At 32.0% G+C, this 26,468-nt stretch carries 21 protein-coding genes; 9 read left to right on the forward strand and 12 right to left on the reverse strand.

Going from position 1 to position 26,468, the window contains the following annotated elements:
* Positions 1–5 precede the first annotated feature (5 nt).
* A complete protein-coding gene (locus tag ACIQ06_RS13485) occupies positions 6–3,113 on the reverse strand; it encodes a SusC/RagA family TonB-linked outer membrane protein (RefSeq protein WP_396147159.1) in 3,108 nt (1,035 codons plus the stop codon).
* A gap of 199 nt (positions 3,114–3,312) precedes the next feature.
* Between ACIQ06_RS13485 and ACIQ06_RS13490 the strand changes: the two genes are divergently transcribed.
* Complete coding sequence (locus ACIQ06_RS13490) at positions 3,313–3,912, forward strand: ribonuclease HII (protein ID WP_396147160.1); 600 nt, start codon at positions 3,313–3,315, stop codon at positions 3,910–3,912.
* 28 nt (positions 3,913–3,940) lie between these two features.
* Here the strand turns inward: ACIQ06_RS13490 and lipB are convergent, their stop codons facing one another.
* Together lipB and ACIQ06_RS13500 are read right to left on the reverse strand one after the other, a co-directional pair.
* Positions 3,941–4,639, reverse strand: coding sequence for a lipoyl(octanoyl) transferase LipB (lipB, locus tag ACIQ06_RS13495; protein ID WP_396147162.1), 699 nt, complete (start codon positions 4,637–4,639; stop codon positions 3,941–3,943).
* Entirely contained in the window at positions 4,639–5,463 is an 825-nt protein-coding gene (locus tag ACIQ06_RS13500; RefSeq protein WP_396147164.1) for a hypothetical protein, read from the reverse strand. Before ACIQ06_RS13500 ends, lipB begins: the two co-directional genes overlap by 1 nt.
* A 331-nt stretch (positions 5,464–5,794) precedes the next feature.
* Between ACIQ06_RS13500 and lysS the strand changes: the two genes are divergently transcribed.
* Both lysS and ACIQ06_RS13510 read left to right on the forward strand, forming a co-directional pair.
* A complete protein-coding gene (lysS, locus tag ACIQ06_RS13505) occupies positions 5,795–7,489 on the forward strand; it encodes a lysine--tRNA ligase (protein WP_396147166.1) in 1,695 nt (564 codons plus the stop codon).
* A 76-nt stretch (positions 7,490–7,565) separates the two neighbouring features.
* Positions 7,566–7,928, forward strand: a complete 363-nt coding sequence (locus ACIQ06_RS13510; RefSeq protein ID WP_396147168.1) for a hypothetical protein — start codon at positions 7,566–7,568, stop codon at positions 7,926–7,928.
* Positions 7,929–7,977: 49 nt separating this feature from the next.
* On the opposite strand, the gene ACIQ06_RS13515 is transcribed toward ACIQ06_RS13510, so the two are convergent.
* The 4 genes from ACIQ06_RS13515 to ACIQ06_RS13530 all read right to left on the reverse strand — a co-directional run bounded on the left by ACIQ06_RS13515 (position 7,978) and on the right by ACIQ06_RS13530 (position 11,325).
* Positions 7,978–8,937 (reverse strand): transporter, encoded by a 960-nt coding sequence (locus tag ACIQ06_RS13515; protein WP_396147170.1) that lies wholly within the window; start codon positions 8,935–8,937, stop codon positions 7,978–7,980.
* 4 nt (positions 8,938–8,941) lie between these two features.
* The gene (locus ACIQ06_RS13520) at positions 8,942–9,982 is read right to left on the reverse strand and encodes a cytochrome-c peroxidase (RefSeq protein WP_396147171.1); all 1,041 of its coding nucleotides are present in this window, start codon (positions 9,980–9,982) and stop codon (positions 8,942–8,944) included.
* Positions 9,983–10,041: 59 nt separating this feature from the next.
* A complete protein-coding gene (locus tag ACIQ06_RS13525) occupies positions 10,042–10,827 on the reverse strand; it encodes an MbnP family protein (RefSeq protein WP_396147173.1) in 786 nt (261 codons plus the stop codon).
* Between the two features lie 120 nt (positions 10,828–10,947).
* Positions 10,948–11,325 (reverse strand): hypothetical protein, encoded by a 378-nt coding sequence (locus ACIQ06_RS13530; protein ID WP_396147175.1) that lies wholly within the window; start codon positions 11,323–11,325, stop codon positions 10,948–10,950.
* 128 nt (positions 11,326–11,453) lie between these two features.
* On the opposite strand from ACIQ06_RS13530, the gene ACIQ06_RS13535 reads away from it, so the two are divergent.
* Both ACIQ06_RS13535 and ACIQ06_RS13540 read left to right on the forward strand, forming a co-directional pair.
* Positions 11,454–11,906 (forward strand): hypothetical protein, encoded by a 453-nt coding sequence (locus ACIQ06_RS13535; protein WP_396147177.1) that lies wholly within the window; start codon positions 11,454–11,456, stop codon positions 11,904–11,906.
* Positions 11,907–11,976: 70 nt separating this feature from the next.
* On the forward strand, positions 11,977–12,303 hold the full coding sequence (locus tag ACIQ06_RS13540) for a hypothetical protein (RefSeq protein ID WP_298303541.1): 327 nt from the start codon (positions 11,977–11,979) through the stop codon (positions 12,301–12,303).
* A gap of 48 nt (positions 12,304–12,351) precedes the next feature.
* Here ACIQ06_RS13540 and hemL read toward each other — a convergent pair whose 3' ends face one another.
* The 4 genes from hemL to ACIQ06_RS13560 all read right to left on the reverse strand — a co-directional run bounded on the left by hemL (position 12,352) and on the right by ACIQ06_RS13560 (position 17,429).
* Positions 12,352–13,638, reverse strand: coding sequence for a glutamate-1-semialdehyde 2,1-aminomutase (gene hemL, locus ACIQ06_RS13545; protein WP_396147179.1), 1,287 nt, complete (start codon positions 13,636–13,638; stop codon positions 12,352–12,354).
* Between the two features lie 24 nt (positions 13,639–13,662).
* A complete protein-coding gene (locus ACIQ06_RS13550; RefSeq protein WP_396147181.1) occupies positions 13,663–14,559 on the reverse strand; it encodes a glucosaminidase domain-containing protein in 897 nt (298 codons plus the stop codon).
* Positions 14,552–15,454: a 1-aminocyclopropane-1-carboxylate deaminase/D-cysteine desulfhydrase gene (locus ACIQ06_RS13555; RefSeq protein ID WP_396147183.1), complete on the reverse strand. Its 903-nt coding sequence runs from the start codon at positions 15,452–15,454 to the stop codon at positions 14,552–14,554. The genes ACIQ06_RS13550 and ACIQ06_RS13555 overlap by 8 nt, the downstream gene beginning before the upstream one ends.
* A 97-nt stretch (positions 15,455–15,551) precedes the next feature.
* Positions 15,552–17,429 (reverse strand): T9SS type A sorting domain-containing protein, encoded by a 1,878-nt coding sequence (locus ACIQ06_RS13560; protein ID WP_396147185.1) that lies wholly within the window; start codon positions 17,427–17,429, stop codon positions 15,552–15,554.
* 383 nt (positions 17,430–17,812) lie between these two features.
* Between ACIQ06_RS13560 and ACIQ06_RS13565 the strand changes: the two genes are divergently transcribed.
* On the forward strand, positions 17,813–23,203 hold the full coding sequence (locus ACIQ06_RS13565) for a hypothetical protein (protein ID WP_396147187.1): 5,391 nt from the start codon (positions 17,813–17,815) through the stop codon (positions 23,201–23,203).
* Here ACIQ06_RS13565 and ACIQ06_RS13570 read toward each other — a convergent pair.
* Positions 23,193–23,525, reverse strand: a complete 333-nt coding sequence (locus ACIQ06_RS13570) for a hypothetical protein (RefSeq protein ID WP_396147189.1) — start codon at positions 23,523–23,525, stop codon at positions 23,193–23,195. The two genes, ACIQ06_RS13565 and ACIQ06_RS13570, sit on opposite strands and share 11 nt — an antisense overlap.
* 28 nt (positions 23,526–23,553) lie before the next feature.
* On the opposite strand from ACIQ06_RS13570, the gene ACIQ06_RS13575 reads away from it, so the two are divergent.
* The 3 genes from ACIQ06_RS13575 to ACIQ06_RS13585 all read left to right on the forward strand — a co-directional run.
* Positions 23,554–23,730, forward strand: coding sequence for a DUF5522 domain-containing protein (locus ACIQ06_RS13575; RefSeq protein ID WP_344815243.1), 177 nt, complete (start codon positions 23,554–23,556; stop codon positions 23,728–23,730).
* A 52-nt stretch (positions 23,731–23,782) separates the two neighbouring features.
* Entirely contained in the window at positions 23,783–25,759 is a 1,977-nt protein-coding gene (locus ACIQ06_RS13580) for a urocanate hydratase (RefSeq protein WP_396147191.1), read from the forward strand.
* Positions 25,760–25,826: 67 nt separating this feature from the next.
* Positions 25,827–26,468: leucine-rich repeat protein (locus ACIQ06_RS13585; RefSeq protein WP_396147193.1), on the forward strand; the 642-nt coding region annotated here is incomplete at its 3' end.

Genomic DNA, 26,468 nt, shown 5'->3' on the forward strand with positions numbered 1-26,468 from the left:
TTATATTAAAAATTAATATCAACACCGAATGTATATAACCTTGGTAAAGGAAAATTACCAGTTGTTGAAGTTTCAAAACTTTCAGGGTCAAATCCTTTCCATTTAGTAAACGTTAATAAATTTTCCCCTTGTAATCTAAATCGAACACTTTTTATAAACGTTTTTTCTAAAAATTTAGATGGAACATTGTAACCAATACTAATATTTCTTAAACGTAAATAAGAAGAGTTTCTTAAAAATCTATCAGATATACTACCAGAATCAAAATTCGTATTACTCAAAGAAGGTACGTCAGTATTAGTATTTGTTGGCGTCCAAGCATTTAATAAATCAGCTGATACTGGAAAAGGGTCAACATTTCTAATATCCATAAGTCCTTCATAATCAATATCAAATCTGTAAAAATCAGTAGCATAAACAAACGCAGCATTAACAAAAAATCCTTTATATGAAGCATCTAAACCAAAACCTCCTTGATAAACTGGCAAATAATTTTTACCTGTTTGTCTTCTATCAGCATCTGTTGGATTTTCTGTTGGATTTCCATTTATGTCTAAAAATAATAAATTACCATTAGCAGGATTAACACCAACATAAGGAACTACAAAATATTGGAATGCTTTACCACCAATTGCATTAACAAAATCAGATCCTATTCTTTGTTTTCCTGTACCATCATCAAGAACTCCTAAATCGTCAATTTTATTATTGTTTTTTGCTCCATTAGCATAAACTGATAATTTTAATTTAGTATTTTTCAAAATATCATATCTAAAAGATATTTCAACACCCTCGTTAACAAGTGCACCGTTATTACCTGATAATGAATTACCAGGAATACCGTTTGAAGCAGAAACTGGAATTGAAGTGAATAAATCTGTAGTTTTTCTTCTATATACATCAAATGATCCTGTCAATCTTCCTTTAATGTTATAATCTAAACCAATATTTGCTTGAGCAGTAGTTTCCCATTTAGCGTCTCTATTAGCATAAGTAGCAACTCCAAAAGATGAGTTATTACCATAACCTTGTTGCACGCTATTTAAGTCTCTTACTCCATTTGAAAAATTAAAAATAGAACTTGCATCAGCATCTACGTCTCTTGCAACAATATTTTGGTTACCCGTTGTACCATAAGAAGCTCTTAATTTTAATTCTTTAATTGTTGAATTACCTTCTAGAAAAGATTCTCTATTAATATTCCATCTACCACCTACAGACCAGAAAGTACCCCATTTATTGTCATCAACAAATCTATAACTAGCATCTCTTCTAAGTGTTGCTGAAAATCCATATTTTGAATCATAGTCATATTCTGTGGTTCCAAAATAAGAAAACAAGCCAGCATTAGTCTTTGATGCACCTACAGTAGGAGCGTAAGCTAACGGCAAAGCTAAATTATAAGGAATATAACCAGTTCCTGCTCCTGGGGACCAAGTTAAAGGATTTAATCCAATCTGTTGTTGTGAAGTAACTCTTCTGTGAGCTTTAACATATTCAGTATATAAACTTACATCAAACGAATGCTTTCCGAATGTCTTTTTATAACTTAATTGATTTACATGATTGAACATTAATTCTCTTGCACTTCTTTGAACTTCTAAACCATGAAACGGTTGACCTGCTCCAACAGCTCTAACAATTGAAAGATACGCCTCAGGTCCAATAGCAAAAACTCTTCTATCATCGGCATAATCAACTCCTGTTGTAGCAGAAAAAGTTAAATTTTTTGTAAGTTTATATCCAAAATTTCCAGTAACAGTAGTTTTAAATTCATCAAAAAAGCTTGGTGCTCTATTGTCTTTAAATAAATCCATTAACATGAATGGAGTAAGATCTAATGCTGGCGAACCAAAATCATCAAATAATTGTTGACCAGTTACATAAGTGTTTGGGTCGTAATAATTAGATGACAAAAGATATCCATTAAGTGGATTTTGTAATACATTGTTATTAATTCCAGCTCTAGTCTCTTGTTCTAATTGATTTCTTCTTGAGTAAACAGAGGACACATTTAAACCATAAGTGAATTTTTCATTTTTTGATTTCCCTGTAAAATTTGTTCTTACTGTAAACCTCTTAAATGCCGAAGTCTTAATAATACCATCTTGTTGAAAGTATCCAAATGAGGTAAAGTTTTTTAAATTCTCTGATCCGGAAGTAAAACTAATATCATGACTATTTGTTGTTCCTGTTCTAAAGAAAACTTTTGCCCAATCAGTATCAATGGCATAAGCACCTAAATTATTAGGATCTAAAGTCTGACCTGGCCACGCTGCTCCACTACCTGGCCCTACACCTAAATCTCTTTGAAGAGCCAAATGCTGTTGAGCGTTTACTTTATTGTAATTTTCACCTCTAAATTCAGACAATCCATAACTAGAAGAATAATTAATATCCAAACCTGATTTATAAGAACCTTTTTTGGTATTAATCACAATCACACCGTTTGTACCTCTATTACCATACACAGAAGTAGCAGCTGCATCTTTTAAAACAGAAACTGTTTCAATGTCATTTGGGTTTAAGTTTCTAAAAAAAGATTGAGTCAAAGGCACTCCATCAATCACATACAAAGGATCTGAATCAGCTCCAAGTGTACTTAAACCTCTAATAATAACATCAATTTTGTTTGTACCTGGTTGCCCAGAAGATAAAGCAATATTTGCTCCAGCTAACTGACCTTGTAAAGACTGCAACACGTTTGTGTTTGGCCTGCCTTCAATTGTCTTAGCAGAAATAGTGTTAGACGAACCAATAGCTTTTGGCTTGGTTGCTGTTTTACCATAACCCTGAATAACAACTTCATCTAATTTAGTTGCCGATTCAGCTAAAGCTACTTTGTAGCTGTTTGCAGCGCCAACTGTAATTGTCTTGTTGTCATATCCTGTAAAAGATACCACAAGAACATCACCAGCTTTTGCTTTTATGGAGAATTTACCATCCATATCGGCAGCAACTCCATTTGTTGTTCCTTTAATAACAACATTAGCACCAGGTAAAGGTAACTTACCATCGGTAATTGTACCTGTTACAGTTTTCTCTTGTGCAAACGAAAACTGCATTGATAACGCTACTAATAGCGTAAAAATCCATTTGAACTTCGATCTCATATTAAATTTATTTGAGTTAGTTATTCCGCAAACTTCTTAATAATTTCTTAAATAAACAAATAATACTTCGGAATATTACAATTTATTTTTGTTAAATTTTTTAAGCGGTTTACTAACATTGTGGTTGCAACACATTACTATGATGCAGAATTATGCAAAAGGTTGCGTTAAAATTTGTATTTTTATCAAAATTAATTTTATGTTAAGTTTAAGATATTCTGAATCACCTTATGAGTGCGGAACTGATGAAGCTGGAAGAGGTTGTCTTGCAGGACCTGTAACTGCTGCTGCTATTATTCTTCCTGAAGACTTTCAATTAGATTTATTAAACGACTCAAAGCAATTGTCTGAAAAGGTTAGAGAAAGATTAAAACCAATTATAGAAGAAAAAGCAATATCTTATGCTGTTACTCATTTGGAGCCGATAATCATTGACGAAATAAACATCTTAAACGCTTCTATAAAAGCCATGCAAGAATGTGTTATTAAGTTAAATCCTATACCTAATTATATTATAGTAGATGGAAATAGATTTAAACCTATCAACAATATCCCATACAGCACTATAGTAAAAGGTGATTCTAAATATATGAGTATTGCAGCGGCATCGGTTTTGGCAAAAACTTACAGAGATGAATATATGGATAAAATACACGAAGAATTTCCAATGTATAATTGGAAACAAAATAAAGGTTATCCAACTAAAGAACACAGAGAAGCCATAAGAAAATATGGAACAACTAAATATCACCGAATGAGCTTTAGATTGTTACCAGAACAACTTTCTTTTGATTTTTGATTTAGGATTATGGATTTAGGATTTTGAATTAGCAGTATTCTGATTCAAATAATTTTGAGAAATGTTTTTGAATTTTTTCTTTTACTTCTTCTTCATTAACACTTTCGATACCAAGTTCAACTTGCAATGATGTAACAGCCTTTCCCTTTATACCACATGGAATGATATTATCGAAATATCCTAAATTGGCATTTACATTTAGGGCAAAACCATGCATGGTTACCCATCGACTTGCTCTAACACCCATAGCGCAAATTTTTCTTGCAAATGGCGTTCCAACATCTAGCCATACACCTGTTTCACCTTCGCTTCTTGTTCCAGTTATATTGTATTCGGCCAAAGTTAGAATAATTACTTCTTCGAGAAATCGTAAATACTTATGAATATCTGTAAAGAAATTTTCCAAATCTAAAATTGGATATCCTACTATTTGGCCTGGACCATGATAGGTAATATCTCCTCCTCTATTTATTTTGTAAAAAGTTGCTCCTTTATCTTGAAGTTGTTTTTCTGATAAAAGTAAATTAGATATATCTCCGCTTTTACCTAATGTATATACATGAGGATGTTCTACAAACAAAAAATAGTTTGGCGTTTCAACCAAAGTATTTTCTTTTCTGTTTTGAATTTTTATATCAACAATTCCTTTAAAAAGTTCTTCTTGATAATCCCAAGTTTTTTTGTAATCTTTTTTACCTAAATCTTGAAGCTTTATTTTTTTATTCATTATTCAAAAGTCACTTCAAAATTAAGCTTGTCTGGATTTTCCATATAATCTTTCAAAGGATATTCTATGGTAATTGTTTTTCTATCTTCGCTGTAAAGTGCATTTTCTATAGAAATCTTTTTTACAGCTTTTGGAAATTGATATACTACTTTGAAATTAGATTGGTCGTAAAACATATCTAAAGATTCTTTCATTTTATTAGCAACATCATCCTCTGAACCTTCTTCTACCTCTTCAGTAACATCTTTTTTCTTTTCAATTTTAGCTACAGTCTTTTTGAATGTTTTTCCATCATAAAAGAAACTTGTAGAAGAATTGTCTTCTAAAGCATCTGGAGCCATTCCCATTCCACCAGATTTTTTACCTGTAGGAGAAATTGATTTCATTGATTCAACTGGTGACATTACATCTTGAAGTTCTGAAATTGAATTGAAATCTGTAAACATACTGTAATTCATTATTCCTTTTTCCTCATCAATAATGGTTCTTACACTAAAGCGTTCCATTTTTTTAATTTTGGCTTGTTCTTCTGGAGACAATTTGGAAATACTATCTTGTTTACTTGCAAACATTTCTTTGAAAGTAAATGTACTGTCAACTACTTTTTTATTTTTTCTGTTTACCGTTTCTTTTTTATCTTTTTTAGTATCTTCTTTATCATCTCCTTTAAATGCGCTACCCATCATAGACATCATTTTAGTACCATCAATATCGTAGGCAAATTTACCCGAACCATTATCATTAATAATCATTTTTTCTGTTATGGTACAACTCGTCATAGCTAACGTAAGAAGTAGCGCAAAAAGTAATTTTATTGATTTCATATATGTGAAATTTATTTGTTAGTGGTAATATATGTAATCGCCTTTTTATTTATTGGTGCTTGCTTGCGCAAACTTGTAGTTAATGGCGATTTCATCTTTAATTTAATTTATTTTACAAATATACAAAAAGTTTACAATTTAGCCCTGACAGGAATGGCATCCTTTTTCTCTCGTTTTTTTTTAAAACGAGAGAAAAAGATAGAATGGATGGCAGGAAAATGGATAACAAATAAAGCCCAAGCCATTCGCTACTTTTACAAAATAAATTTGAAAATTGTTGTTTTGAAACTTTCTAACTAATACCTATCTTTGCACGCTTAAATACAATTATATGCAACTTTCAGAACAAGAAATCATTAGACGAGAAAAACTTGATGCTTTACGCACTCTTGGAATTAACCCTTATCCTGCGGATTTATATCCAGTAAACACTACTTCTAAACAGGTGAAGGAAAATTTTGAAGAAGGTAAGAAGGTTAATGTTGCTGGACGATTGATGAGTGTTCGAGATCAAGGAAAAGCTTGTTTTGCTGAATTACAAGATAGCGATGGCAGAATTCAATTGTATTTTAATAGAGATGTAATTTGTGAAGGAGAAGACAAAACGCTTTACAATCAGGTTTTTAAAAAATTGACCGATTTAGGTGATTTCATTGGTGTTGAAGGAGAATTATTCATGACTAAAGTTGGTGCTCAATGTATAAGAGTTGATAATTTTACATTCTTGAGTAAAACTTTACGTCCGTTGCCTTTGCCAAAAGTTGATGAAGATGGAAAAGTACACGATGCCTTTAATGATGCTGAATTGCGTTATAGAATGCGTTATGTTGACTTGGTTGTAAACCCAAATGTGAAAGAGGTTTTTGTAAAAAGAACGAAACTTTTTACAGCGATGCGAAATTTCTTTAACACTGCTGGTTACATGGAAGTGGAAACGCCAATTTTACAAGCAATTCCTGGTGGTGCTGCGGCAAGACCTTTTATTTCACATCATAATGCTTTGGATATTCCATTATATTTAAGAATTGCTAACGAATTATATCTTAAAAGATTGATTGTTGGTGGTTTTGATGGTGTATATGAATTCTCGAAAAACTTCAGAAATGAAGGAATGGATAGAACGCACAATCCTGAATTTACAGCAATGGAAATCTATGTAGCTTACAAAGACTACAACTGGATGATGGAGTTTACCGAAAATTTACTAGAATATTGTGCAAATGAGGTAAATGGAACAACTGATGCGACTTTTGGCGAACATAAAGTAAGCTTCAAAGCACCTTATGCAAGAGTTACGATGACTGATGCTATTAAAAACTTTACAGGTTTTGATATTTCAGGAAAAACCGAAGCTGAACTTTTTGAAGCTGCAAAATCAATGGGAATTGAGGTTGATGCAACAATGGGTAAAGGAAAATTAATTGATGAGATTTTTGGAGCAAAATGTGAAGGAAACTTCATTCAACCAACTTTTATTACTGATTATCCAAAAGAAATGTCACCATTGTGTAAATCACATAGAGACAATCCAGAATTGACGGAGCGTTTTGAATTGATGGTTTGTGGAAAAGAAATAGCAAATGCTTATTCAGAATTGAATGATCCTATTGACCAACGCGAACGTTTTGAAGCACAAATGGCTTTAAGTGAAAAAGGTGATGATGAAGCTAACGGAATTATAGATGAGGACTTTTTAAGAGCATTAGAATATGGAATGCCACCAACTTCTGGATTAGGAATAGGAATGGATCGTTTAATTATGTTTTTAACCAATAATCCTTCTATTCAAGAAGTACTTTTCTTTCCGCAAATGCGACCTGAGAAGAAACAAGTTGAATTGACGGAAGATGAGAAATTCATTATTGAACTATTAAAACTTGAAAACAATCAACCAATAGCTCAACTAAAAGAAAAATCTGCTTTAAGTGGAAAAAAATGGGATGCTGCCATGAAAGGATTAGCAAAACATGGTTTAACAAAAGTTATTGTGGATGGTGAAAACAAAACAGTTGAACTGAAATCATAATTTTTTTTATCATTTGTATTGATTTTTAAAAAAAATTATTAAATTCGCTTTTCAACAAATTAATTTAAAGAAGATTATGAAAAGAATTATCGCAATATTCACATTGTTTTTAGCATTTAGTTTTAATGCAAATGCTCAAGAAGCAAAAACATTTTCAACTCCGAATACAAATGAAAAAAGTGTAAAAGAAATTATTATTGAGGATATTAATTTGATGTCAAAGTCAGTAAAAATGGAAGAGGGTTTAAAAATGGATTTAGTAAATCTATTACAAATGAGAAAAGATGATGTTAATAATTCTAAAACTCAAGAAGAAAAACAAGCAGTTTTTGAAAGATATACTTTAAAATTATTAAGTGCTTTCAATGAGGAGCAAATTGAAGCTTTAAAGAGAAATAAAGAATTGTATTCAAGATTAACTCAGTTTTCTAGCAAATAATTTTAGAATAAAATAAAAAAGAGGCGATTCAATTGAATCGCCTCTTTTTTTATAAGCTATAGTTGAGATTTACACTCCAACGATGATTGGCAACAACATTACCTCCTGTAAGGTTTTGGTTTATGGGAAGCATAATATTTGCTCCAAATGAGAATTTGTCTTGACCTATTTCAAATCCAAATTTACCCATAAAAATATCGCCAGAAGTATTTCTAACTTTTTGATTATGTTGATAATTAGTTTCAAAAACTTCACCAGCTATTCCTAATTGTGGAACAACTGAAACCTTTGAAGTTTCATATATCCAAAACAATGTTGACGCATAATTAAACTGATTTCCGAAACGATAGTTTTTTTGATTCTCTGTTTTTATTACATAGTTCAACATTGAATTCAATCCGAATTTTTTTCTTTTTATAACATACTCTGAAGCTATAAGATAATCCCATGCTCCAGTTCCAACTTGATAACTTGGATTCACACTTCCGTTATTAGATTCGTCAAATTTTCCAACTGGGATTTTCACTCCACCACCAATTTGAAGTTTGTGAATAAAGACTGTGCTATCTTTATGTGTTTGGTATAAATCATACATTCCTAAAAGAGTAATATCTCCTAATCCAGAAATTTTCTCGTTTCCTAAAGCAGTTTCTCTATTGTGAAAATTATAAGGAATTAAAGCTGAAATTTGTACTTTTTTAACAATTGGAATTCTTGTCCAAACTTGCATTGTATTGAAATTCTCATCATACCAAGGCGAGTTACTATACAAACCATTAGTACTTTTATAACTTTGATTAAAATATCTAATTCCAACAAAATTGGAATTTAACATAGAAGAAAAACCCATACTACCTCCACTTGCCGAGCAACCACAAGCGTCACAATCGTCATCAACTTTAATAAAACTGCTAAACTTCGAATAGTTGTAACTTATTGGTATAGTATCTTTAGTAATTGCAAAACTAAATTGAATAGATAAAACTATAAGTAAAATATGTTTTTTCATAATATTAGTATTCTGCAAATTTAGGATTCGTTAAAAACTCATTATCCGTCAATGTCTTTAAGAAAGCAATAAGTTTAGTTTTTTCACTTGAAGATAAAGAAATTCCTAAAACACCTGAATTATTTAAACTAGCATCTAAAGTTGTTGAATTAACAACACCTGATGAATAATGATCTAAAACAGCTTCTAGTGTAAAAAATCTTCCGTCGTGCATATAAGGAGCTGTTTTTTCAATATTCCTTAAACTTGGAACTTTAAATTTATGCATGTCCTGAGGAAGTTCTGTAACTCTATATCTACCCACATCATTAATAGACGGATTTACTGGCAAACCATTATTTCTAAAAGAATTGTCAGTAAAAATATCTGTCGCATGACAAGAAGCACATTTTTGATTAAAAATAGCATATCCATCCAATTCATTTGCTGTTAAATTTCCTCCTTGTTCATTTCTTCTGTATTTATCAAATTTAGAATTTGATGAAACTAACAGAATTTGAAATTGAGCTAATGCTTTCAACATATTTTCAGAATTAATCTCACCATTTGAAAAAGCTTGCTTATATAACTTTTTATATGTTGCATCATTTTTCATCATGTTGATTGCATTCTCAAAATTTCCATGCATTTCAATTTCGCTTGTGAGAGGGATTATAGGTTGCAAATCTAAATGTGTCGTCGCTCCATCCCACATAAAGGTAGTTTGAAAAACCATATTTTGAATTGGCGGAGCATTTCTTGTTCCTATAGCATTACCTACTCCATGGCTAAAAGTATGGCCATGATGCGTAAAAGCATCTTCTTGAATATGACAAAAACCACAAGAAACTATCCCATCTGAGGATAATCGACCGTCATAAAATAGTTTTTTACCCAATTCAAATCCTTTTTCTGTTAAAGGATTATTAGCAAAATTATAATTAGCGGCAGGAAAATTACTAGGTATTTGAAAGTCTATGGGTATATTTTGATATTCCTCAGAATCGTCAGAAGAGCAACTCCAAAGAATAGGAAAAATGAGCAACAATAAAATTTTTGTTTTCATTTTAATAAGGTTTTAAAAAAAGCTGTTAACTGTTTCAAGCTAACAGCTTTTATAATTATTTAGTCATTGTGAACATGATGAACTTCAAACATATTAGCCAAATTAGCTGTAGCTAAAGCTAATTTTGAACCTCCCATAATTGTGGCTCCTTGAGATAAATTTATCTTATTAGTTCCATCTAATAAATGTTTTAAATCTGCCATAATATGCACTTGAGGAGTTATATTTGTTCTCACCAATGCATTATCAGGGAAGTTCATTGAAATTGTAGCGTAGTTGTAATCTGTACCTGTTTGACCTGTGTGAAGTTTAAAATTAGTATCAGTTGTTACTGTTGAAGATGTGAAAGTTCCTTCAAAGGCAACAAATTTATAACCAGCACTCCAAGACCACATCATACCTGCATTTTGAGCAGTAGTTAGGAAATTACCTTGACCAGTCGCTCCTAAATCAAATTGAGCTTTATCTACTCCAATTCCGTAAGAAATGCTCTTATAATTTCCTGCAGGAATATTAGGAATTGTTAATAAAGTAGAGGCTGGAGTTAATTCATCAATGATAAAATAACTTTCCGCTTTTGGCACCGTATAGGTTGTACCATCAACTTTTGTTAATACAATATTACTTACTATATATTTGACTTTATTTGCTTTAATAACTTCACCATTTGAGTTTGTGTAGGCTGTATTTGCTGCAAAATCTGCGGAACCATAAACATTGTCAAACTCTAACTTCAAGCTTCCTTGACCAGTTATAGTATCATTGTTATCATCATCGTTTGAACATGAAGTGAATGCTAAAGCCATAGCCATAACAGCTAAAATATTTTTTAATTGAAATTTCATTTTGTGTTTTTATTAATTAAAATTTATAGAATAATTGGTCTTGAAAAGAGTTCTCTTCAAAACAATTTGGACATAGAAATCCTGTCAATTCAATGATTCTGAACTGACACACGATAAAATTTAAGCAATTATTGTAGGCGGATGAAAAACGGAGCAACTTACCGTGTGAAAGTATAAGTTAGCATAGTTGTCTCCAACAAAAGTTTTATTATGAAAATAAATTTGTCTAAAATTAAATTCGGAAACTTCGTTGCAATAAAGCAATTCAATTTCGTGTTTAGAATTGTCTTTTTTATCTGAATTAATTGGTTTTTCGTCTTCAGATGCTTTAGCCAATTCTTTCATCAAATGACATTTACCATTACATTTTAGTTCTGGCTTAGCTTTGTTTTCACAAAGAACTTTTGAGATATAATCATAATTAATAACATAATCTAAAACCGGAAGAATTGGTTTTAGAAATATAGCAAGAATTACTATGATTATAATTTTTTTCACTTTGCAAATATACAACCATAATTATAGATTTATATAGGCTAACAATATTTTTTTACTAAATATTTGTTAATGAATAAACCTTTTGAAAGTAGTATAGTCTTATAGCTGTAACAATTAAAAAACACATTATGAAAAAAGTATTTTTATTAGCATTATTAGTTGTAGGATTTACAACATTTGCCCAAGGAAAAAGAGGAGAAAGAAAACAACAACTTTCAACTGAAGAAAGAGTTGAATTGCATGTAAAAAAATTAACTACTGACTTATCTTTAAACGAGAAACAAGCACAAGAAGTAAAGGCTTTAATGGCTAAACAAGCTGAAAAAAGGGAAGCAAAAAGAGCCGAAATGAAAGCTTTAAAAGAAGAACGTGCTCAACAAGCAAGACCTTCAAAAGAAGAAATGGCCGCAAGAAAAGCTGAAATGAAAAAAGAACAAGAAGCACTAAAAGCAGAAATGAAAAAAATTCTTACTGCTGAACAGTATACAAAGTGGGATCAAAAACGTGAAGATCGCAAAGAAAAAGTGATTGAAAAAATGAAAGACAAAAAGAAAAGAGGTCAAAAAACTGAAGAGAATTAAAATAAATTTTGTGTTTTCATTTAAATGAATTATTTTTGGATATAATTGACGTCAAATAATTTAAAAAAACATGAAAAAAATATTTTTTATTTTCGCTTTAGTTTGTGCTTTTACTCTAAGCGCTAATGCTCAAGAAAAAAGACTAACTTCGCAAGAAGCTGCAAAGAAAGATGCTGTTGAACTTGCTGAATTAGTAGGTTTAAAAGACAATCAAATTGAAGATTTTTATAGATTGTTTGAAAGAAAATATATAATTCTTGAGGATAGAAGTTTATCTGCAGAAGGAAAAGCAGAACTTGAAAAAGTGATGGATGCTAAAATTAGAGCAACACTAAGTGAAAAACAAATGTCTATTCTTGAATCTAACAAAGCAATGTTTGAAAGATTAAAAAGATAATTTTAATATTACCTATAAAAAAGCTTCACAAATTGTGAAGCTTTTTTATTACAACTCTTTTGATACTTTATCAATTGCATCTATAGTATAATCTAAATCTTGATAAGTTAAAGCGTCTGTTATAAACCAAGTTTCATAAGCAGATGGCGCTATATAAACACCTTGATTTAACAGACCATGAAAGAACTTCTTAAAGGTTTCATTATCTCCATTTTTAGCTGTTTTGAAATCAACTACGGCACCTTTATCAAAATGAACTGAAATCATCGAACCAACTCTGTTCACGGTAAATTCTACATTATTATTTGAGAGAACTTTTCTGATTCCATTTTCTAAATAAGCTGTTTTCTCATCTAATCTTTTGAAAATTTCAGTATCTTGATTTAAAGCTTCCAACATTGCCAAACCGGCTGCCATTGCTAAAGGATTTCCTGACAAAGTTCCAGCTTGATAAACTGGACCAATTGGTGCTAAATAATTCATTATTTCATTTTTTGCCGCAAATGCTCCTACTGGCAATCCTCCACCAATAACTTTTCCAAAACAAACTATGTCAGCTTGAATATTATAAAGTTCTTGAGCACCACCTTTAGCTAATCGAAATCCAGTCATTACTTCATCAAATATCAGCAATGTGTTATTATCAGAACATACTTGTCTTAAATCTTCTAGAAATCCTTTAACAGGAGGAATACACCCCATATTACCAGCGACTGGTTCTATGATAATAGCCGCAATTTCATTTTTATTTGATTCAAATAATGTTTTTACGTTTTCAATATCGTTATAATTAGCTAATAAAGTGTCTTTGGCTGTGCCTTGTGTTACACCAGGTGAGTTTGGAGTTCCAAAAGTACTAAGACCACTTCCAGCTTGAATCAAAAAAGAATCAGAATGACCATGGTAACATCCAGCAAATTTTATTATTTTATCTCTTCCTGTAAATCCGCGAGCCAATCTGATAGCGCTCATACAAGCTTCCGTTCCAGAATTCACAAAACGAATCTTATCAATATTTGGCACCATTGAAACTGCTAATTCAGCTATTTTAGTTTCTAATTCTGTAGGCATTCCAAAAGAGGTTCCTAACTTAGCTCTTTCTGTTATTGCATCAATCACTGGTTGAAAAGCATGACCTAAAATCATCGGACCCCAAGAATTAATATAATCAATTAATTGGTTTCCGTCTTCATCATATAAATAAGCGCCTTTGGCACTTTTTACAAAAATAGGTGTTCCACCAACACCTTTAAAAGCCCTTACAGGCGAATTTACACCTCCAGGAATCACTTTTTCTGCATCAGCAAATAACTGACTGCTTCTCTTATATAGCATTATTTTTATTTTATTTGTAGTAAACTATTTTACAATCAATTTTTGACCAATAGAAATTCCAGTATCAGCAATATTATTTTTCTTTTTCAAATCATCGATAGAAATGTTATATCGTTTTGATATTGAATACAATGTATCTCCTTTAATTACTTGATGTAAATCAATATTTGTTGAAACAATGTCTTTAGATTTATCAATTGATGCTATGTTATTTGGAACATAATTTATTCCCAACACTTCAGCATCATATTTTTGCAATTGATATCTTTCAATTAGTCCTATCAATTTTGTTGGATAATTTGGATCGGTTGCGTAACCAGCATTTTTTAAACCTTTACTCCAGCCAACATAATCGTTTTTATCAAGTTTAAAAAGATTAGAATAACGCTCTCTTGTCACTAAAAACAAGGAATGGTCACGGTAAGATTCATCTGGATTATTGTATTTTCTGAAACATTCTTGTGCTTCGTCATCGTCATATTTTACGCTTGGTCCAGTCCATTCTTTGTGACATTTAATTCCGAAATGATTATTTGCCTGAGCACTCAATGGTCCAGTACCAGCTCCAGATTCTAAAATTCCTTGACCTAAGGTAATACTTGCAGGAATTCCGTATTCTTTCATGTCTTTTTTGGCAATTTCTTTATATTTTTCAATATATTCTAAAACCAATGCAGTGGTAACTTTAACTCGAGTTGTAGCTTCCAAAATTTGAGTTGATTCCTCATTTTTAGCAGTTGTATTTGTGCTATTTTCAGAATTTGGTTTAACAGGATTACTAGATTTTTCAACTGGTTTTCTAACTGTTCTAACTACAGGTTTAGATGGAGATGAACTTTTAGATGTTCTCACAACTGGCTTATTAGAACCGCAAGCGATAAAAAAACCAATACAACATAATAAAATTATTTTCTTAATCATTGAAATTAATAGTTTGCAAGTTTTTATTACTCAATTTTAAATTCATTCCTTGTACACCTTGAATTCCACCAGTGTGAATTAGTAGAATTTTTGATTCTTCAGGGAAATAATTTTTAGTTATTAAATCTATAACGCCAAAAACCATTTTTCCAGTATAAATAGGATCTAATGGGATGGAATATTTTTTGTAAAAATCATTAATAAATTCAATCAATTCCTCTGAAACCTTTCCGTATCCACCAAAATGATAATCAGAAATTATATCCCAATTTTCCTTTTTTGCAAATTTACGAATATCTTTTTTTATAAAATCACCTTTCAATGATGGAAATCCTAAAACTTTTTGATGAGAAGTCGAACTATTGATAATTCCAGATATTGTGCCACCAGTTCCTATGGCACAACAAATATAATTATAACTTTCATCTTCATTTGTTAAGATTTCCTCACAACCTTTTACAGCAAAATCGTTAGTTCCTCCTTCTGGAATTAAATAGAAATCATCAAAATCATTTTTAAGATTACATAAAAAATCTTCTGTGCTTTTCAATCTGTATTGTTCTCTTGAAACAAACACAAATTCCATACCGTTATCTTGACAAAATTTTAAAGTAGGATTTTGAGAAATTTTAGAACTCAATTCATCTCCGCGTATAACTCCAATTGTTTTAAATCCGTTTTCTTTTCCTGTAAATGCAACTGCCGCAATATGATTTGAATAAGCACCTCCAAAAGTGAGTAAAGTATTATGATTTTGCTTTTTGGCTTCAATTAAATTATACTTTAGTTTTCTGAATTTATTTCCAGAAACAAAAGGATGAATCAAATCTTCACGTCTTATGTAAAGCTTGACTGTTGTATTTGGTAATACTATTTCTTGTGTAAGAACTCGCAAGATTATTTTTTCACAAAGTTACAAATGTTATCTTCTTTGAAACAAAAAAAGGTATCCAAAATTAGGATACCTCTTTATAATTTTTGATGAATTTCAACTACTTAATTCTTTCAACAATAATTTTCTGTCCTAAACTTTGTCCATTAGTAGATTCTATTTTAACAATATAAACTCCTTCACTCAGTGAACCTGTAGAAAACTCATAAGATTTTTTTGTTCCTAAATCTACTTTATCAAATATCTTTTTACCTGATATATCAAACAATACTACTGTTTTTAAATCTAAATCATTAGGATTAGAAATTGTAAGCAATTGATTAGTATTATTTTGAACGATTGCCAAATCTTTAATATTATTTTCAGTTACAGCTAATAATTGATCTGTAAAAGTGATTTCAAAACGATTATTATGTTCACCTGGAGCAAGAACAACTTCATAGAAATTATTTTTAATATCATGATAAAGTCCCGTTAAACTATCATATAAAAATACATTTTGAACATCAAAATTCACAAACTCATTAACTTTTAGTGTATATGTTGAAACACCAGTATTAGTGTTTTTAAAACCAATAGGAAATCTTTTATTGATATCAAAACTTGTTACAGAGTGCACATAAGGTTCATTATTTAGATACAAATACATATCTGTACTTATGTTCTCAGTAGCTTCAGGAAATTTCGAATCGGCTAAATCAACTCCATCAATTGCATATGGTAAAAATCCGATTGCAATTTGTCTAACTGCTTGGCTATTTAATGATGTATTTACAACAAAGTGAGGTGTTGGTGCTTTACTTATCTGAGTATAATCAACTCCTGCAAGATTCGGAATCGCATCATAAAAACCATAATTTACTGTTGCATTTTCGTCTGAACTTCTCTCGAATTGTGAATTGTTTGCAACACCTTCTTTTACATATACTCTATAAACATTTCTCATTTGCAATGTTCCATTAGCAACACCTCTCACCATAAATCCTTGCCCTATTGGCGAAAATCTTCTCTGATAAATATTATTTGGATTACTAAAAACAGAACCTTGGTTTCCAGCGATATCATAAGTATTAAAAGTTGCAGGAGTATACATACTTGTTGTACCATTATATGTTCCATAACCACCTCTATATTGAGCAATATTGTGAGAATTCACAGTTTTATCTTGTTCCCAAAATAATGCAGTTCCATCACAATTTGGATTTCCAGGAATATCATCACCTGTTCCAGAAATTAAATCTGGTCCTGGTCCTCCAACTAGAAACAAATTCAAATCTATAGCAGAAGGATAAGGATTTCCTGTTAAAGTTGAAGCTGCATTTGCAACATTAATTGTAATGTTCCCATCATTAGGTTTTCCTCTGAAATCATATCTTTGAGCACTTCCGGTATTATTTGCAACAGCTTCACTAGGATTTGTAGTATCAGTTCCACTAACACCTTTCATTGTGAATCCTTGACCTGCAGAAATATTTGATAACGCCGCAGACTGAACCCATTGAAAATATCCATTCGAAGATAAAAATCGCCAAATCCAATAAGATGCAATGGTTAAAGTTCCAGTATTGGAAACTCCATTATAACTAGAACTAGTAATTGTTACAGGTGAGCTTGAAGTACTAGTTGTAGGAACATTTAACATAGTAATTCCAAAATCTTCATTTCCAGATGCTGCAGATGCATTTCCAACTGGCGAACACCAATAGTTGTATGCAAAATTATTAACGGTTCCTTCTTGAAAAACAGATAATTTTCCTGTACCTGTATTTGTTGAGCTTCCTGTTGTTCCTTGAAGAAATTGTCCTTCGTTTCTAACATAGAAATTACTATTCAATCCATTAAGTTCAAGATTTCCTCTAGAATATACTAGTGAACCTCTATTAAAAACGTAGCTATTATTACTAACATAGATTTGAGCAACTAAATTGCTTGTAAACAAACTTGTTGCCAAAAAACTAAATACTATAAACTTCTTCATAATCAAACATTTAATTTATAAAATTAGAAAAAAAAATTAAAGAAGATAAAAAAAAATAGAAAAAAAACACAACAAATCATTTAGTCGAATAAATTTGTTTTTAATCGATTATTTTTGTTGAATTCGGATTTTTACTAAAAACAATTCTTAAATATATTTGTTTCTAAAACCATTTTTTTATCACATTTTTTTAGAACAAATTATAATCTGTTTATCTTTTCTTTGATAATTTTAAAAACAAGGCAGTTTATAATAGATTTAAAAAGGTTAAAAATCGGAAATTTCTGTAGTTTTTTTTTATTTAAACATTTAACATTTTTTATGCATTAAAACTTATTTTTTAAATGTTTTTGTTTATTTTTGATAAATACAAACAACTTGATATGCTGAAAAAATTACCTCTAATTTTTAACAATAATTTGGTTCCAATAAAAGTACAGTATTTAACATGTATTGTATTATTTTGCATTTCGTTTCAAGTTCAATCACAAACAACTATAATATCTCCAACAGGCGATGGTGGTTTTGAAACTGGAACTACATTTGCATTAAACGGTTGGACCACAAACAATCCTGCACAAACTGGAAGAAATCAATGGGTTTGTAATACAGGTGCAACAACAGGTTTCTCAGGCGCTAGATCAGCATATGTTACTAATAATGCAACAGGAACTCCTCCACACGCTTATGCTACTGGCGCTGCAAGAGCATCACACTTTTACAGAAATGTGACTGTTCCTGGTGGTGAAACTAACATAATATTATCTTTTAGTTGGATTGGACAAGGTGAATCAACTTTTGACAGACTAAGAATATGGCTGGTTCCAACAGGTTATAATCCTGTATACGGAACTGAAATAACAACCATTGGAACAGCTCCAACAGGTAGAATTCAAGTAGGACTTGCGAATTATAGTCTTCAAGGATTATGGGCAAACGTAAGCTTTAACCTTCCAACTTCCTATGCAGGCACGACTTTTAGATTGGTTTTTGAGTGGGCGAATGATGGAAGTTTCGGTACCAATCCTCCTGCAGCTGTAGACAATATTTCCTTAACATCAGCTGCTATAGTTGCTCCTTCAAACAATGACTGTTCTAATGCTACATTGGTTTCGACTAATCCAACTGCGACGTGTGCAACTAGCACATCTGGAACAACAATTGGAGCAACACAATCACAAGTTGGATGCACTGGTAATGCAGATGATGATGTTTGGTATAGTTTTATTGCCACAGGAAGTACTCACGCAATTACTGTAACTCCTACTACATTAACAAACGCTGTTTTTGAAGTATTTAGTGGTTCATGCGCTGGATTAACAAGCTTGAATTGTGTCAATTTAACAACAGGTTCAAGTACTGAAACCATAACTTTATCTGGACTAACAGCAACCAACACGTATTATGTTAGAGTATATAGCAATGCTAATGGAACGGATCAAGGTACTTTCTCAATATGCGTTACTTCGCCTCCACCTCCGCCATCCAATAACTTATGTACTAATGCAACTGCTTTACCTTGTGCTACTACAAATCTTGCAGGAACAACAGTAAACACAAATAATATTATAAACAACTCTGGTTGCAGTATGGCTGACTATGGAGTTTGGTATACATTTGTTGGTGATGGTAATAATTCAACAATATCTGTAACGACTACAGGATATGATATTGAAATGTCAATTTCTAGCGGCTCATGTGGCTCATTGACAAATATTACTTGTCAAGACTCAGCATTATCAAATGGAACTGAAACTTACACTTTTTCAACAATTTTGGGCGTGAATTACTATGTTTATGTTGCACATTATTCATCAGGAAATACTACAACAGGAACTTTTACAATATCTAGATCTTGTGCAGCAGCTCCAAATCCATGTGTTGCTATTCCTAATATCTCTAGTTGTGGAACAACCATAAACGCAACTATTCCAGTTGGTACTGGAATTTATAGTCCTTCTTCATGTGGATGGACAACACCAGGAAATGAGCAAATTTACACCTTTACACCAACTCAAACTGGAAGTTATACTATTAGTCAGCTTGGTTCATTTGGCTATATTGATTATCAATTTAAAGCGGCTTCATTAGGTTGTAATGGAACTGGATGGACTTGTATTGACGATATGTCTGGAGCAATCACTAGTCCTAGTTTCACATTAACTTCTGGCATCCAATATTATATTCTTTTAGATCCAGAAACTACTATAGGAGGAAGTGTTAGTTTTATACTTAACTGTCCTTTAACTCCTCCAACAAATGATGATTGTTTAAGTGCTACACCATTAACTGTAAATGCAGTATGTTCTTATGCAACTTATACAAATGCAGGTGCCACAGCAAGTTCAGGCGCACCAGCTCCAGGATGCTCAAGTTATTCTGGTGGAGATGTATGGTTTACAGCTGTTGTCCCTTCTAATGGAATATTAATTATAGATACTCAAACAGGTGTTATTACTGATGGAGGAATGGAGGTTTATTCGGGTTCATGTGGAAGTCTTACAGTTTTAGGATGTGACGATGATTCAAGTTTAAATGGCTCTATGCCAACTCTAACTTTAACTGGATTAACCCCTTCTCAAACCGTTTTCATTAGAGTTTGGGAATATGGAAATGATAATAACGGAACTTTTGGTATCTGTGTTACAAGTCCTATACCACCAACTAACGATGAGTGTGCTACAGCCGAAACAATAACAGTCAACCCAACCATAACTTGTACTATAAGTACAACTGGAACAACTTTAGGAGCTACTCAATCGCAAGCAGGTTGTACAGGAAATGCAGATGATGATGTTTGGTATCAATTTATTGCAACTGATGTTAGCCATACGGTAACTATTACTCCAACCTCTTTAACAAATGCAGTTTTTCAAGTTTTTACTGGGACATGTGGTAGTTTAATTAGTTCAGCATGTATTAATAATACAACAGGCGCAAGCGTTGAAACTACAACATTAACCGGACTTACAATTGGAGCAACCTACACCATAAGAGTATATAGTAATGCAAACGGAAGCGGTCAAGGAACTTTTAGTATTTGCGTAACAACACCATGCATTCCAGGAAGTGGAGTTGGTTTATCAAGTATGGGCTGCCCAACAAATGTTGCTGGTGGACTTGGATTAAACGGCTTAGATCCTTTACCAATTTTAGATTGTTCAACTTCAACTTGCACCAATTTAGAAGCAACTTTTTTACAACTTGGACAAACTACAAGCTATACAGTTCAATCAATTCCATATGCACCTCCTTATCAATTCGGTTGTTTACAAAACTCTGTAAGTATTAATGTTGATGATGTTTGGTCTCCAACAATTAGCCTACCATTTAACTTTTGTTATTATGGCAATACCTACAATCAATGTTTAATTGGTTCAAACGGCGTAATCACTTTTGATCAAACAAGTAATACCCCAGGAGGATATTCAACATGGTCATTCTCAAATGACTTACCTAGCACCTCACTATTTTTAAACAGTATTTTTGGTGCTTATCATGACATTGACCCTAGTGAAGGCGGTGAAGTTGGTTGGGAATTGGTTACATTAAGTTCGGGTTGTCGTGCATTGGTTGCTTCTTGGAATGAAATACCTATGTTTTCAGCATCTTGTAATTCATTACTTTACACAGGAATGATTGTTTTATACGAAAACACAAATATTATTGAGGTTTACATGAAAGAAAAAAGAGTTTGTGCCTCATGGAATTCTGGAAATGCTGTAGTTGGTGTTCAAAATGCAACAGGAAGTCAAGCAACTGTAGCTCCGAATAGAAACTCAACAAGCACAGATTGGACAATAACAAATGAAGCGTGGAGGTTTGTTCCTTCAGGAACCTCTTTAACAACAATAACTTGGTATGAGGGAAATGGCATTACCGGCCCAGTTGTGGGAAGTACAGCTTCTATAAATGTTTGTCCTACTGCAACAACAACCTACACAGCTAGAGTAACTTATAGTTTCTGCAATGGAACAACTTTAGACCTTACAGACACTACTACTATAACAATAAGCGACAGAAAAACATGGAATGGTTCTGTTGATACTGATTGGAATAGAGCTAACAATTGGACTCCTACCGGAATTCCAAACGGAAGTGATTGCGTTGTAATACCTATTACACCTAATAATCCAATAGTATCAGGAACAAATTATAATGGCCTTGCTGGAACATTATCGGTTTTGAATGGAGCTACTTTAACCATAAATTCTAGTAATAGCGTTACTGTAACAGATTGGGTTAATGTTCAAGCTACAGGATCATTTATTATAAATAATGCTGCTAGTTTAGTTCAAATAAACAACACTACAAATACAGGAAACATTACCTACAGAAGAACTGCTAATAACATAAGAAGTTTAGACTATGTTTATTGGTCTTCACCAGTTTCAAACTATAATGTAAACAATATAATTTCACCATTAATTCCTGGTCCAATTTGGAGATGGAATCCAACAATTGCAAATACTAATGGAGGGCAAGGAAATTGGGAAGTTGCTTCTGGAAATACCATGTTACCAGCTAAAGGTTACATTGTAAGAGGACCAAGTTCTTTTAGTCCAATAGTTCCAGCTCCATTGAATGGAACTTTTGTAGGCACACCTAATAACGGAATAATTAACTATACCATTTCTAGAGGTACCGACCAAAATACAGCTTATCATCAAGGAATAAATGGAACTGAAATTACCAACTTCAGTGACAACTGGAATCTACTTGGAAATCCATATCCATCAGCTATTAGAGGAAGTCAATTTCTGTTCAATAACAACACAAAAATTGAAGGAAATATTAAACTTTGGACACACGGAACTCTTCCTTCAATTATTGCTAGTCCGTTTTATAATAGTTATCTTTATAATTATAGCCCAGGAGATTACTTGACCTATAATTTTACAGGAACTAGTTGTTGTCCAGCTGCAGCTTCCGACTTATTTATAGGAGCTGGTCAAGGGTTTTTTGTACAAATGATAGATGGACCAGCAGGCACAGACATCGTTACATTCAACAATGGTTTAAGAAGCGCTTCCTACGACAACAGCTTATTCTACAGAATGAGCACTCCTTTAACACAAACTAATTCAACTTTTGATGTAAATACTTTGGAAAGAAATAGAATTTGGTTAGATTTAATAAGCAACAACAATCAATCAGATAGAACTTTATTCGGATATATTGAAGGAGCCACAATGGGAAGAGATAGTTTCTTTGATAGCCAAACGCTAAAAACAGGTTCTATGTCAATTTATTCTTTAATAAATTCTGATAAATTTTTGATTCAAGGACGCCAACTTCCTTTTGATGTTTATGATGAAGTACCTATTGGAGTTCACCTTCAAAATTCTGGCAGTTATGATATTGGAATTGGTGGTTTAGATGGAATCTTTACTACTCAAAACATTTATTTAAAAGATAAAGAATTAGATATAATACACGATTTAAAAGTGTCACCATATCGTTTTAGTGCTCAAAGTGGAACAATAAACAATCGTTTCAAAATAGTATATTTGAATGGAGCATTAAACAACAATGACATATCATTCAACAATAATATAGCAGTAATAACCAATGAGAACATTGTTATCCGTTCATCAAATGAAAAGCTTCATTCAATAACAGTTTTTGATGTTTTAGGAAGAAATTTAGGAGTTTACAAAGACATCAATTCTTCTGAATTTACTATCAAAAATCTATTGAAAAACAATACAGCTTTATTTTTACAAATCAAACTTGAAAATGGAGCAATAAAAAACGAAAAAATTATTTTTTAACATACTTTAAAAACCTCCAAAAAGACCTTTGCTTTAAATAGTTAAGGTCTTTTTCATTTTTATAAGCTTCTCTTTCAAAAGAGATATTGAAATAAGCTTGTTTTCTATCTTTGTATTGAATCAATCGAAACAAATATTCTGTAAAATACCATATATAAAAAGGCAAAATAAGTAGCTCTATCTGTTGTCTAATATGGATTCTTTCATGATTAATAAATACTTCATTCAACTTATCATCCTTATCTGCTAAAAAAACAAACGGATAAAATGTCAAACCTCGAAAACCTCTTGGCGTTAAATATTTAAAAACAATTAGAATCATATGGTGCAAAGTTGCTAAATTTGTACTTATGAATGAAGATTTAAATCCGAAAAATTTAAAAGAAGGAGAAGATTACTATTTAACTCCTGAAGGCTATCGCTGTTTTACCGAAAAATACCATTTAAAACGCGGTTATTGTTGCAAAAGTGGTTGCAGACATTGCCCTTACGGATTTGACAAGAAGACTGGAACAATTAAGAAGTGATTAGTGACAATTAATAAATAGCAAACAACAAACTATAAACCATAAACTCAAAATGACTTTTCAAGAACAAATACTACAAGGAATTCCATCGGTTTTACCGAATCCAAAACCTTATGAAGTTGAAATAAATCATGCTCCAAAACGAAAAGAAATTCTTTCTGATGAGGAAAAAAAGTTAGCGTTGAGAAATGCTTTACGCTATTTTGAACCAAAACATCACGCTGAATTACTTCCCGAATTTAAATCCGAATTAGAAACCTACGGAAGAATTTACATGTACCGTTTGCGTCCTGATTACAAAATGTACGCACGACCAATTTCAGAATATCCAGGAAAATGTGAACAAGCAAAAGCCATTATGTTGATGATTCAAAATAATTTGGATTATGCCGTAGCGCAACATCCACATGAGTTAATTACTTACGGTGGAAATGGTGCAGTTTTCTCCAATTGGGCTCAGTATTTATTGACGATGAAATACTTGGCAGAAATGACCGAAGAGCAAACTTTAGCCATGTATTCTGGTCATCCAATGGGATTATTTCCTTCACACAAAGAAGCACCAAGAGTAGTTGTTACAAATGGAATGGTAATTCCAAATTATTCCAAACCTGACGATTGGGAAAAAATGAATGCCTTAGGCGTTTCTCAATACGGACAAATGACCGCTGGAAGTTACATGTACATCGGTCCGCAAGGGATAGTTCACGGAACTACAATCACCGTTTTAAATGGATTCAGAAAAATAAAAAAATCTCCAAAAGGTGGTTTATTCGTAACTTCTGGATTAGGTGGAATGTCTGGCGCACAACCAAAAGCAGGAAACATTGCAGGTTGCGTTACAGTTTGTGCCGAAGTAAATCCAAAAATTACACATATTCGTCATTCACAAGGTTGGATTAATGAAGTGATTGAAAATATTGATGAATTAGTCCCAAGAGTTAAAAAAGCATTAGAAAATGATGAAGTAGTTTCCATTGCTTATCTAGGAAATGTAGTAGATGTTTGGGAACGATTTGACCAAGAAAATCTACATATTGATTTAGGTTCTGATCAAACTTCACTTCACAATCCTTGGGCTGGAGGTTATTATCCAATTGGTTACACATTTGAAGAATCTAACGATTTAATGGCAAATAATCCTGATAAATTCAAGGAAGAAGTTCAAAAAACATTGCGTCGTCATGCGGCTGCAATTAATAAACATACTGAAAAAGGAACGTATTTCTTCGATTATGGAAATGCCTTTTTATTAGAAGCTTCTCGAGCTGGAGCAGATGTTTTTGCCGAAAATCACATCGATTTCAAATACAACAGTTACGTTCAAGACATTATGGGGCCAATGTGTTTCGACTACGGATTTGGACCATTCCGTTGGGTTTGCGCTTCGGGAAATCCTGAAGATTTAGCCAAAACCGATAAAATTGCCTGTGATGTTCTTGAAGAAATGATGAAAAATTCTCCAGAAGAAATCCAACAGCAAATGGCCGATAACATTCAATGGATTAAAGGCGCGCAAGAAAATAAATTGGTCGTTGGTTTACAAGCAAGAATTCTGTATGCCGATGCCGAAGGAAGAATAAAAATCGCAGAAGCTTTCAATCAAGCCATTGCTCGTGGCGAAATTGGATACATCATTTTAGGACGCGATCATCACGACGTTTCCGGAACCGATTCACCTTACAGAGAAACATCAAACATCTACGACGGCTCACGATTTACGGCCGATATGGCAATACAAAACGTTATTGGCGACAGTTTCCGTGGCGCTACTTGGGTTTCTATTCACAATGGTGGCGGTGTTGGTTGGGGCGAAGTAATTAATGGTGGTTTTGGTATGGTTCTTGATGGAACTAAAGAAGCATCAAAACGTTTAGAATCAATGCTTTTCTGGGATGTAAACAACGGAATTTCAAGAAGAAGTTGGGCTAGAAACGAAGGTGCGATTTTTGCAATAAAAAGAGCGATGGAGACGCAACCTTTATTGAAAGTTACCATCCCTAATATTATTGATGATAGTTTATTATAATTTTAATTATATTTGATATTATAAACCTTGTAATTAGCAAGGTTTTTTTTTATCAACATTTACAATTATGGAAAAACCACAAGAATTAATTGACTTTGAAAAAAAGTATGGTATTGAATTTATTGAAGTATATGAACCGAAAAACCTGATTGAAAATGCTTATGGTCAAGATATTAAAGGTAGATATTTAAAAAACGGGCAAAATATTATTGGTTTATCTATGTACCATTGTAAAATTGATGACTTATCAATTTTTAAAAAATTTCCGTATCTAAAATATTTAGACCTAGCTTTTAATGATGTAAAAAGCGTCCCAAATAATCATGATTTTCAAAATCTAATTTGGTTGGATTTGAATCACAATAAGATATCTACACTTGAAAATTTCAATTATCTTACTGGGATAGAAAGACTTAATTTAATTCAAAATCAAATATCAAAAATTGAGAATTTAGAAAATCTTACAGAATTAAAAGATTTATATTTAAATAATAATCAAATATCTAAAATTGAAAATTTAGAAAATCTTAAAGAATTAGACGAATTGCATTTAAGTAGTAATCAAATATTTAAAATTGAAAATTTAGGAAATCTTACAGAATTAAAGGAATTAAATTTAACTAGTAATCAAATATCTAAAATTGAAAATTTAGGAAATCTTAAAGAATTAAAGGATCTAATTTTAAGTAATAATCAAATATCTAAAATT

It is taken from the genome of Flavobacterium sp., from assembly GCF_044341265.1.
Lineage (GTDB): Bacteria > Bacteroidota > Bacteroidia > Flavobacteriales > Flavobacteriaceae > Flavobacterium.

What these genes read in the sequence shown, in the direction of transcription:
- ACIQ06_RS13485 (WP_396147159.1), bottom strand. Translation starts at nt 3,113, where the DNA reads ATGAGATCGAAGTTCAAATGGATTTTTACGCTATTAGTAGCGTTATCA.
- ACIQ06_RS13490 (WP_396147160.1), top strand. Translation starts at nt 3,313, where the DNA reads ATGTTAAGTTTAAGATATTCTGAATCACCTTATGAGTGCGGAACTGAT.
- lipB (WP_396147162.1), bottom strand. Translation starts at nt 4,639, where the DNA reads ATGAATAAAAAAATAAAGCTTCAAGATTTAGGTAAAAAAGATTACAAA.
- ACIQ06_RS13500 (WP_396147164.1), bottom strand. Translation starts at nt 5,463, where the DNA reads ATGAAATCAATAAAATTACTTTTTGCGCTACTTCTTACGTTAGCTATG.
- lysS (WP_396147166.1), top strand. Translation starts at nt 5,795, where the DNA reads ATGCAACTTTCAGAACAAGAAATCATTAGACGAGAAAAACTTGATGCT.
- ACIQ06_RS13510 (WP_396147168.1), top strand. Translation starts at nt 7,566, where the DNA reads ATGAAAAGAATTATCGCAATATTCACATTGTTTTTAGCATTTAGTTTT.
- ACIQ06_RS13515 (WP_396147170.1), bottom strand. Translation starts at nt 8,937, where the DNA reads ATGAAAAAACATATTTTACTTATAGTTTTATCTATTCAATTTAGTTTT.
- ACIQ06_RS13520 (WP_396147171.1), bottom strand. Translation starts at nt 9,982, where the DNA reads ATGAAAACAAAAATTTTATTGTTGCTCATTTTTCCTATTCTTTGGAGT.
- ACIQ06_RS13525 (WP_396147173.1), bottom strand. Translation starts at nt 10,827, where the DNA reads ATGAAATTTCAATTAAAAAATATTTTAGCTGTTATGGCTATGGCTTTA.
- ACIQ06_RS13535 (WP_396147177.1), top strand. Translation starts at nt 11,454, where the DNA reads ATGAAAAAAGTATTTTTATTAGCATTATTAGTTGTAGGATTTACAACA.
- ACIQ06_RS13540 (WP_298303541.1), top strand. Translation starts at nt 11,977, where the DNA reads ATGAAAAAAATATTTTTTATTTTCGCTTTAGTTTGTGCTTTTACTCTA.
- hemL (WP_396147179.1), bottom strand. Translation starts at nt 13,638, where the DNA reads ATGCTATATAAGAGAAGCAGTCAGTTATTTGCTGATGCAGAAAAAGTG.
- ACIQ06_RS13550 (WP_396147181.1), bottom strand. Translation starts at nt 14,559, where the DNA reads ATGATTAAGAAAATAATTTTATTATGTTGTATTGGTTTTTTTATCGCT.
- ACIQ06_RS13560 (WP_396147185.1), bottom strand. Translation starts at nt 17,429, where the DNA reads ATGAAGAAGTTTATAGTATTTAGTTTTTTGGCAACAAGTTTGTTTACA.
- ACIQ06_RS13565 (WP_396147187.1), top strand. Translation starts at nt 17,813, where the DNA reads ATGCTGAAAAAATTACCTCTAATTTTTAACAATAATTTGGTTCCAATA.
- ACIQ06_RS13570 (WP_396147189.1), bottom strand. Translation starts at nt 23,525, where the DNA reads ATGATTCTAATTGTTTTTAAATATTTAACGCCAAGAGGTTTTCGAGGT.
- ACIQ06_RS13575 (WP_344815243.1), top strand. Translation starts at nt 23,554, where the DNA reads ATGAATGAAGATTTAAATCCGAAAAATTTAAAAGAAGGAGAAGATTAC.
- ACIQ06_RS13580 (WP_396147191.1), top strand. Translation starts at nt 23,783, where the DNA reads ATGACTTTTCAAGAACAAATACTACAAGGAATTCCATCGGTTTTACCG.